This window comes from Lentilactobacillus sp. (genome assembly GCF_040773105.1).
GTDB lineage: Bacteria > Bacillota > Bacilli > Lactobacillales > Lactobacillaceae > Lentilactobacillus > Lentilactobacillus parabuchneri.
In genome coordinates, this window is record NZ_JAXGWW010000062.1 from 1 (window position 1) to 10,037 (window position 10,037).

The following is a 10,037-nucleotide window of genomic DNA, read 5'->3' on the forward strand; positions in this document are numbered from 1 at the left end:
ACCAACGCCATCGACAACGACATCATTCCAGCGCCACCAATCGCTTGAACCCCACGACCGAGGTCTAGGATTAGCAGGCTTGGCGCCATGCCGTTAATGGCCGAAGCAATAACAAATAAAATTAATGATCCCAGAAAAATTTTCTTTCGACCATACATGTCACCTAACTTTGACATAATCATCAAAGTGACGGCATAGACCAGTGTGTAGGCGTTTAACACCCACTGTAAATTCGTAAAAGTGGTATTGAATCCCTTAACCATCGTTGGCAGGGCGACGTTGACGACAGTCACATCGAGGAGTCCCATAAAGACACCCAATCCCATTGCCAAAAGCGCGATCCAACGCGCAGTTGTACTTTGCTTTTTCATCTTAAACTTCCCGTCTATTTTATTTCTATCAATAAATGCAAATCCTAGCGGTTCATGTACTTATAAATCATGTAGAGCACGAGCGCAACCATCAGCCCAATTCCAAGTATTGGCTGTTCTTTAAACAGAAAATGAATAAAGCTAATTGAGTGGATACCATGAATCCCGACGATAAAAAAACTTGATAAATTCATAATTATTTCCGCTTCTTTCTAGTATACTTACAGTATGTATTCTTATTTTAGCCTAAAAGTGGCTGCGGGGAGGAAAAAATGAATATTGATTGGTCGTCTGTTTTTAATGTCATCGTCGTAATTAACGCGATTCTTGCCATCTTTACGGTGTTCCGGGAGAAGCGGGATATCGCCGCAATTTGGGCTTGGCTGCTGGTGCTGGTATTTTTACCGCTGGTCGGCTTTATTGCATACGCCTTCTTAGGCCGAAAATTACCGAAGAATCGGTTATTTAAATTACATAAACATGTTCAAATGCAACTCGACGAACGCTTGAATGAACAGCGAAAGCAGCTGGGACATAATGAAAAGACGCCGGCTGATGAAGTTGTAACCAGTGCCAGGACCGCGGTTGATATGTTCATGACAACGGATCAGGCATTTTTATCGCGACAGAACAAAGTCCATATTTTTACCAATGGAAATCCCTTGTTCCATAAAATTATTGGGGATATTGAAGCCGCTAAGAAAAGTATCCACATCGAATTTTACACATTTTATAATGACAAAATTGGAAATGAAATCTTGAACTTGCTGGTTGAAAAGGCTCGCCAAGGAGTTGAAGTGCGTGTGATCTACGATTCATGGGGGTCGATGGGAACGACACGGAAATTCTTCCAGCCACTGGTTGATGCTGGTGGCAAAGCCTTTCCATTCTTGAACACGCGATCAGTTCTTTTAGATTTTCGTATTAATTTCCGTGATCACAGAAAGATTATTGTCATTGACGGCACAATCGGCTATACTGGTGGCTTCAACATTGGTGACCAGTACCTGGGCCGCAAGAAGAAATTTGGTAACTGGCGCGATACCCATATCCGCATTATTGGATCCGGCGTGTTTGGCCTGCAGGCGCGATTTATCCTTGATTGGAACGCTACCAGTCCACGGGATCAGATTGATGAAGACAGAGTCGAGGCCAAATACTTCCCGGTCACAACTACCAAAGGAAGCGTCAATATGCAGATTGTTTCCAGTGGGCCGGATTCGGATTTACAACAGATTAAAATGGGTTATATTAAGCTGATTACCATGGCCAAAAAGTATTGTTGGATTCAATCACCTTACCTGATTCCTGATGATAGTGTGATGGATGCGCTGCGGATTGCGGCTATGTCTGGTGTCGACGTGAGAATCATGGTCCCCAGCATGCCCGATCATCCCTTTGTTTATCGGGCAACCCAGTACTACGCCCACCAATTAGCTGAAGAAGGCGTCAAGATCTATTATTATGGCAATGGCTTTATGCACGCCAAAACAATGGTTATTGATGACAAAATTTCTTCAGTGGGGTCCGCTAATCTGGATTATCGGAGTTTCAAGCTCAATTTTGAAATTAATTCGTTTATTTATGACCAAAAGTTTTCAGCCGAACTACGGGACATTTTCTTAAACGACATTGATGTCAGTGAATTACAAACAACTGAAATGTTTGAACAACAGTCACTTTGGTTGAAATTCAAGCAGACGTTTAGTCGCCTGTTGTCACCAATTTTGTAATAGAGGAGGCAGAAATGACAATGATATTAGAGCGCAGCAACTTCATGGACGCTAAGCAGATTATGAAGGAACTTGATAAGTTACCAATGAAAAGCCAAATTGGTGACCTCAAGGAGCTGGCCGAAATATACCAACTGAGGCATTCCGGTGTTAACGAGATTGGGACAAAGTTGGAAAATCTGGATGAGGAATATTCACTCAATTACGACCATAACCCGATTCATCATATGGAAGAGCGAATGAAAAGTGTCCGCAGTCTGGTTGGCAAAATCAACCGTAAGGGCTACCCGCTGAATATTGATACCATTCACCATAAGATTCGAGACATTGGCGGCATTCGGGTTATTACCAACTATATCGATGATGTGTACCGGGTGGAAGACGCGCTGGTCAAGCAATCTGATGTGACACTCTTACAACGAAAAGATTATATCAAAGATCCCAAACCAAGTGGGTATCGAAGCCTTCATTTAGTGGTATCCGTTCCGGTGTTTCAATCAAACGGCGTGTTTGATGTGCCAATTGAAGTGCAACTCAGAACCATCGGCATGGATATGTGGGCCAGTCTGGAACACAGGCTGCGATACAAGACGGATGTCCCAGATGACAAAGTGAAGCAGCACACCGGCAACCTCAAAGAATATGCTGGTGAGATATACGATATTGAGAGCCGAATGCAAAGGATTTTTAGCGACTTACAGGGTTAACTTGAAGGCAGATTGTTTGTTTGAAAGGCCATTTGGACTTATAATAATGGTGAAAGGTGAATGAACTAATCACCTGCAAGACAAACGAGGGAGCATCCGAAAATAGTGTAGGTACTAAGTCAGCGAGCTTAGATCCGAGTAGTTTGTCAGTTCCACCCTGCAGAAGCGTTTTAACGAAAAGAAATACCGACCAATTATGGTCAATGATTGGTTCGAATACCTTTCAAGATTTAAAGAACAAATAAGGATCTCACCGCTTAGAGGGCGGTGGGGTCCTTATTTTGTTGGAAAAGATTAATGAGTTTCATTTAAGACAGCAAATTCAAGCCAACCATATTTGGAAGAACCAGTTTCAATTAAAGTGTCCCCGGTATTAATTTGCCATAAATGGTCGTTGGTTTTTAAATGATGATTGTGGCAGAATGCTTTTAGTCGAGAGAGCCCTTTGGAAATACCCGCCAAATTATTTTCAACTAAAACGGTGACGTAATCACCGCCACTTTTTTTGATAATAGGGATTAATACATCCTGTTGATCATCTATCGTTTGTTTGATAATTCGAAAAGACGCGTCAGCATAACCGTCAGGATTTTCAACGGATAATTTGGTTAAGAAGCCTGATTTAGTTGTATCCATCACTGCCAGTGAGCCTAACTGCTTATAGAATTCTGAAAACAATTGGGCAACCTCTTCTTTTGTACAACTGATTGATTGGCGGGAACACCAAAATCCAATTTCCGGCCGCTTCTTGATTTCCGGCTGGTAAAGGGCTGACTCATCCGTCGTCGACTGATCTTCGATTTTTTTGCATAGGACTTTTTTAATTTTAGCCAATTCGTTGATCTTTTTGTCAATTTTTGCTTCGGCATCGATCAGCTGAAATTCTGGGACATTTGCTGATTGAGTTTCAATCTTTTTAATTTCTTCCAAGGGGATATCTAAACTTCGTAAGCCCAAGATAAACATTAAATCATATAACTGATCATAGTTGTAGTAACGATAGCCGGCTTCAGTTCTTTTATCAGGTTTAAAGATCCCTTCTTCGTCATAGAATATAAGTGTTCGCCGAGTTGTATTGGCTAAATTCGCCATATCACTGATTTTTAACATATCCGACTCCTTCTGTTGATCGTTACATACCGTTATTTATCGATCAATTATATCATGTGTGTAAGGTAAGACTATACTCAAATTTTTCCAATGAACGTTGAGACCGTCTGTGTTGGTTAGTCATTTGATACGATTACTTGTCCCACAGGCCGGTCTTTTTTCATGACATAACGGTGAGCTTCTTGAATGTCGTTTAATTTGAAGACTTTAGAAATTGGAATTTCCAGGTGGTTTTGATTAATGAGTCCAAACATTTCTTGGACCATATGACTATAGACTTGAGATGAATCATAAACAGTCGCGTACTTATTTGATAAGTTGGTAAATGGATCAAAGTCTTTCCACACCCATTGTCCAGTGACCATTCCAACTAACGTGTAAGTTCCACCATTCTTGAGGTGGCTGAGGGAATCAACGACAACAGGAACACCAACCATATCAATCACACCGTCATATTTACTGCTGGTCTGGAGCTGGTCGTTATGATCCAGGATCACTTCGTCGGCACCTAAATTAGATAATACAGGTTCCCGATCACTTTGCCGAGTCGTCGTGGCAACACGAAGACCCAGCGCTTTTCCTAAGACTAGGGCTGCCATACCAACTCCTGTTGTACCACCGCGAACAAGTAAGGACTGACCTTTTTGGAGACGAGTAGCTTTAAGCGCACCAAATGCTGTGTAGAAGGTTTCTGGATAACTTGCCAACTCGGTCCAAGTGCCATTGTACGTTACCGGGTAAATGATGCTATCAGGAACTAAAGCATATTCTTGATAACTACCATCAAATTCACGGCCAAGACCGCCCATAAATGTAATCACTTTTTGTCCGGCAGTTAATTGGCTAGTCTTTGAGGGGTGGTAGACTTCACCAACAGCTTCAACGCCAATGACTCGTGGGAATTTTACTGAAGGTGAGCCGCCTTCACGGGTCAAGACTTCATAACGGTGGACGGGAAAAGCGTGAATTTTAATAACGGTTTGATTTTGGGTGGCGGTTGGAATTGGTCGTTCCTCAAATTCAAGTACTTCTGGGCCGCCAGCTTGTTTAACAACTACTGATTTCATAGCGATCATTCTCCTTTTTGTTTGAATATCTTTACTATAAACCGTCTCGTAACGTTATAGTCAAGATAAAATACTCGGTTAAAATTATACTTTTTCCTTGACTGTAACCAAACGTTATAGTTTAAAGTGTTCTCTATATTGAAAATTGCCGAGTGTGAAGAATTATTAGGAGGTTATAGACTATGAAGACAGCCAACAATAAAGTGACTCAAATCGAAGTCCGTGGCGGTAATGTACATAACTTGAAAAATATTGACGTCAATATCCCACTAAACAAATTTGTGGCGATATCCGGTCCTTCAGGGTCGGGGAAAAGTTCATTAGCAATGGGAATTTTGTATGCTGAAGGTTCGCGCCGTTACTTGGAAGCACTATCGACGTACACTAGACGACGCATTTCTCAAAGTAAACAATCAGACGTGAAAGAAATTAGACATATTCCATCCGCAATTGCTTTGCGACAGCGCCCAAACGTACCATCGGAGCGGTCGACTGTTGGGTCGATGAGCGAAATCTTTAATGTGGTTCGACTCATTTTTTCTCGATTGGGATCGACAATTTGTCCTAACGGGCACCGAATCCAGCCAAGCTTAAAAATTGCTCAGGCAATGGATCTTCCTGGTGGTGCCGATAGTAAGATGGGGATCATTAAGTGTCCTACGTGTGGCGTTGAATTTATGGCTAAATCGGCTGAAGACTTTGCGTTTAATTCAGGTGGTGCTTGTAAAAGGTGTCATGGTACGGGAAAGGTCCGACAATTAGATGAAAATCAATTGATTGGAGATGAGAATCAAACGCTGGCTGAGGGCGCAGTTGCCTCTTGGCACCTTCCAGGGCGTAATTTTATGCCAACGGTTGCTGAAACCTTGGGTGTTCGGATCAATATCCCTTATAAGGACTTGACGGATCATGAAAAAGACATCGTCTTGCATGGTGCAAAGAAACAGTATCCTGTGGATTTTAGGACGTCCACAGGGCGCGTGTTTCACACTGATAAGACATTATACGAGAATGCTTACGAAGCCGTATATGACTCCTTAAAGTCGGTTAAGAGTGAACGGGCTATTAAGAAGGTCAACCAGTTTTTTCATTTCTCAGTCTGTCCAGTGTGTCATGGAACACGATTAAATCCTGATTTATTAAGCCAACTTGTTGGTGGAGCAAACATTGCGCAAGTGGCTGATCTTTCGCTTAGTAAGCTTCGCGACTGGGAAAATCAGACCAAAGAATTACTTCCCAGCGAGATGCAGGCGATGGCAAACGTTTTGTTCCAAAACTTGACGGAGACCTTGCATCCTTTGCTGGAACTAGGACTTGATTATTTAACTTTGTCTCGAAGTGGCAACACGCTATCGACTGGGGAACTTCAAAGGATTCAGCTCGCAAAGACACTTCGAACTCAGACAACTGGGGTTTTATATGTATTAGATGAACCCTCTATTGGACTACACCCCGATAATATTAGGGGGCTGATTCGTGTGTTCAAGGCATTGATTGCACAAGGAAATTCGTTGGTAGTTGTCGACCATGAAGTTGATATTATTGAAGCGGCTGATTGGGTCATCGAGGTTGGTCCTGGATCTGGGGATGCTGGTGGGGAAATTATTGCCGAGGGAACACCAGAAGATTTACGGCATCAAGCCAGCTCATTAATTGGTCCGTTTATGTCGGGGACAGCCAATATTATGCATGAAAAGGTGTCAACTTCAAAGAATGGCAAATTACTGACAACCCAGGTAAAAGTTGATCATTATTTCAATCTCCACGACATTGATGTGAAAATTCCAGGTTATGAGATTACCGCGGTGACTGGGTTTTCTGGGGCCGGTAAAACAAGTTTTATCATCAATAGTTTAGTTCCTGCGATTATGGCTAAACAGCAGGGACGACAATTACCCAAGCAAATTCAATTTTTAAAAACAAAGCTTTCCAATGTGGTTACCGTTGATTCTAAACCAATTGGAAAAAATTCCCGTTCAAGTTTATCGACCTATACGTCGATTATGGACAATTTAAGAAGACTTTTCGCAGACCTTCCTGAATCCAAGAAAAAGCATTATGGGGTGGCATATTTTTCATATAATAATAAGCAGGGTGCTTGTGAACATTGTGGAGGAGTTGGCACCATTTCGTTGGACATTCAGTATTTGCCAGATATGGAAGAAGTTTGCCCATATTGTCACGGAACACGGTATAAAGATGAAATCCAGAAGATTCATTGGCGTGGCTATTCACTTGTTGATTTATTAAACCTGTCCGTTAAGCAAGCACTTGAAGTATTCAAAGATGTACCGAAGATCGAAAAACAACTTCAGCTGTTGGATGAGATTGGCCTCGATTATTTACACTTGGGTGAAAGTACACCAAGCCTTTCGGGCGGAGAGGCACAAAGGCTTAAATTGGTTAATCATTTGAACAAGAAGCAGGAAGGGACCCTTTTTGTTTTTGACGAACCATCCATTGGCCTGCATCCTAACGATGTTCAAACTTTGCTGGGAGTCATGAATAGACTAAAACAGAAGGGTGCAACTATTGTGTTGATTACACACGATTTGGATTTGATGGCTAACGCCGACTATATGATTGACCTGGGACCAAAGGGCGGCTCGGCTGGTGGAAAGGTGATGGCTAGTGGAAGACCACTGGAACTTGCACAAGAGCCAACCAGTTTGACGCTTAAGTATTTGTCAAAGCACTTCAAAAAATTTGCTTTAATTTAATTAGTTAAAATCAATAGATATTACAAGAATTGTCGTTTGATTGATTCTTGTAATATCTATTTTTAGTTTGCATGGATTCAATTTAATTTTAGAAAGGGGCTGTGACAAAACTAACGTTTTGCTAACAGCCCCTTGTTTCTTCAATTTTATATAGCCGGAACGTGTGCCAAAAGGCCGCTTCCTAGGCATAACTACGAATAACTTTCCGAGCTTTCAGCTCAAAAAGTCATTCTAGGTTATGCTACGGAAGCAAAACCGCCTTTTGGCACACTCCCGATGGAACTTATTTACTTAAGTCATACTTCACATTGATGATGTAAACCAATACAGCACCAATCGTCATGGTTACAAATTCACCAATGGCAGTTGTCAGATAAGCACTCCAGAAGGTTGGCCAAAAGGCGGTGCTTCCCAGGTAGGCAATTTCTGCTGCCACGATGAACATGTAAAAGGTTCCGATCAAAACGGATGCGACCAACTTTAATGGCAGCGATTTGATGAAACGGGTAACGATGTTGATGGTCAACAGCGCAATGAACGTTTCACCAGTTCCGACCACCATATCCAGCGGCCCAAGCGACGACATCATATTCGAAATAAAACATCCCAGCGTGATCGCCACAACGTAGCGCTTGTTGAAAACGGCAAGGTTATTTAAACCTTCCGAAAAGCGGAATTGAATTGGGCCAAAACTCAAGGCTGCAAAGACCATCGTGATGACGATGTAGAGTGCAGATACAACAGCAGCTTTCGTGAGGTCACGAACGTTACTGATGCCAAACAAATTAGTCTTAGAATTCATAACAAATTCCTTCCTTGTTAAATATTCAGTTGTTAAACAACCTTTATAGGTTACCGCTTTTGGTGCGTGAGGTCAAAATATGTTTTGCCTCACCAGTTGCTCGTCACACACTAATTATTTAAAATCCACAAGAAGATAACAAACACAACGGCCAAACCATACATCATGGCGCTAACTTCTTTACCACGACGAGCAGCAATCATTGTGATGGGATACGTGATAAAGCCGAGGGCGATTCCATCGGCGATACTATAAGTAAATGGCATTCCGACCAAGGTGATAAAGGCAGGAGCAGCAATTTCAAATTTTTCCCAGTGAACGTTTTTCAACGATTGGGCCATCAAGACACCGACGATAATCAAGGCTGGGGCGGTAACTTGGCTGGTAATAACGGTCAATAGTGGAGAAAAGAACGTTCCCAAGATGAACAGGATTCCGACGACAATGGCAGTAAAGCCGGTTCGGCCACCAACCGCAATTCCGGCAGAAGATTCGACGAAGGCACCCATTGGCGAAGTTCCCAAGATTGATCCGGCAAGCATCGTTGAGGAATCAGCGATTAACGCCCGACCAATGCGGGGGATTTTGTTATTTTTAATAAAGCCGGCTTGCTCAGCCAAACCAACCAATGTTCCGGCGGTATCAAAGAAAGTAACTAATAGGAACGTCAGCACAACGACAATCAGCTGAACCGAGTTAATGTCGCCAATGTGACTAATTGCAACGCCAAAGGTTGGCTTGAGGCTTGGAATTGGCGCAACCCATTGGTGTGGCAGCGGGATTAACCCGGTTACCATTCCCAAGATGGCGTTTAAAACCATACCGATAAAGATGGCACCAGGGATGCGCATGCTCATGAGAATGACGGTGATTAACAGGCCAAAGATGGTCAGCCAAGTCGTCCCAACGTGCAGCGACCCCAATGTGACCATGGTATCTTTGCTGGCAGAAACCAAGCCACCGTCACCCATCCCGATGAATGCAATGAATAGACCAATACCACCACCGATCGCTGCCTTCAAATCAACGGGGATTGAGTCGATGATCTTTTCCCGCAGCTTCAAGGCGGTCAAGATCATGAAGATAATCGAAGCAACAAATACACCGGCCAGGGCAGTCTGCCATGAAACCTTCATGCCAATAACAACTGAATAGGCAAAAAAGGCGTTGATTCCCAGACTAGCAGAAATTGCGATGGGATAGTTGGCAAGAAAGCCCATCATGAAGCAGCCAAATGCTGAAGCCAAGGCAGTCGCTGTAAAGACCGCCCCTTTATCCATCCCGCTAACGCCTAAAACGTTGGGGTTAACAAAAAGGATGTAAACCATTGAAACAAACGTGGTAATCCCAGCGATTATTTCAGTACGAAAATTGGTATTTCGCTTATCGAATTCGAAATACTTGGCAATTGAATTTAACATATAATAGCTCCCTCTATAGTTCGGTTATGAATAAAAAAACACATATTTATTTTAGCATTATCGCGGATTTCGTTCAATAAACGAATTAAATTCTATTCAATCGTTA

At 42.5% G+C, this 10,037-nt stretch carries 9 protein-coding genes; 3 read left to right on the forward strand and 6 right to left on the reverse strand.

Features of this window, described 5'->3' with window-relative positions; genetic code table 11:
• Both AB3112_RS04840 and AB3112_RS04845 read right to left on the reverse strand, forming a co-directional pair.
• Positions 1-371: MFS transporter (locus tag AB3112_RS04840; protein WP_367334048.1), on the reverse strand; the 371-nt coding region annotated here is incomplete at its 3' end.
• Between the two features lie 44 nt (positions 372-415).
• Positions 416-565 carry a hypothetical protein gene (locus AB3112_RS04845; RefSeq protein WP_167547565.1) on the reverse strand — a complete coding sequence of 50 codons (150 nt, stop codon included), beginning with the start codon at positions 563-565 and terminating at the stop codon, positions 416-418.
• A gap of 78 nt (positions 566-643) precedes the next feature.
• Here AB3112_RS04845 and cls point away from each other — a divergent pair, with 78 nt between their 5' ends.
• Together cls and AB3112_RS04855 are read left to right on the forward strand one after the other, a co-directional pair.
• On the forward strand, positions 644-2,104 hold the full coding sequence (cls, locus tag AB3112_RS04850) for a cardiolipin synthase (protein WP_084974025.1): 1,461 nt from the start codon (positions 644-646) through the stop codon (positions 2,102-2,104).
• Positions 2,105-2,124: 20 nt separating this feature from the next.
• Positions 2,125-2,811 (forward strand): GTP pyrophosphokinase family protein, encoded by a 687-nt coding sequence (locus AB3112_RS04855; RefSeq protein WP_367334050.1) that lies wholly within the window; start codon positions 2,125-2,127, stop codon positions 2,809-2,811.
• Positions 2,812-3,105: 294 nt separating this feature from the next.
• Here the strand turns inward: AB3112_RS04855 and AB3112_RS04860 are convergent, their stop codons facing one another.
• Entirely contained in the window at positions 3,106-3,921 is an 816-nt protein-coding gene (locus tag AB3112_RS04860; protein ID WP_084974027.1) for a MerR family transcriptional regulator, read from the reverse strand.
• Between the two features lie 116 nt (positions 3,922-4,037).
• On the reverse strand, positions 4,038-4,988 hold the full coding sequence (locus AB3112_RS04865) for a zinc-binding dehydrogenase (RefSeq protein ID WP_084998247.1): 951 nt from the start codon (positions 4,986-4,988) through the stop codon (positions 4,038-4,040).
• A 182-nt stretch (positions 4,989-5,170) separates the two neighbouring features.
• On the opposite strand from AB3112_RS04865, the gene AB3112_RS04870 reads away from it, so the two are divergent.
• The gene (locus AB3112_RS04870; RefSeq protein ID WP_367334049.1) at positions 5,171-7,708 is read left to right on the forward strand and encodes an ATP-binding cassette domain-containing protein; all 2,538 of its coding nucleotides are present in this window, start codon (positions 5,171-5,173) and stop codon (positions 7,706-7,708) included.
• A 283-nt stretch (positions 7,709-7,991) separates the two neighbouring features.
• Here the strand turns inward: AB3112_RS04870 and AB3112_RS04875 are convergent, their stop codons facing one another.
• Both AB3112_RS04875 and AB3112_RS04880 read right to left on the reverse strand, forming a co-directional pair.
• On the reverse strand, positions 7,992-8,510 hold the full coding sequence (locus AB3112_RS04875) for a QueT transporter family protein (RefSeq protein ID WP_084974034.1): 519 nt from the start codon (positions 8,508-8,510) through the stop codon (positions 7,992-7,994).
• A 110-nt stretch (positions 8,511-8,620) separates the two neighbouring features.
• Positions 8,621-9,931: an NCS2 family permease gene (locus tag AB3112_RS04880; protein ID WP_057909392.1), complete on the reverse strand. Its 1,311-nt coding sequence runs from the start codon at positions 9,929-9,931 to the stop codon at positions 8,621-8,623.
• Positions 9,932-10,037: the final 106 nt, after the last annotated feature.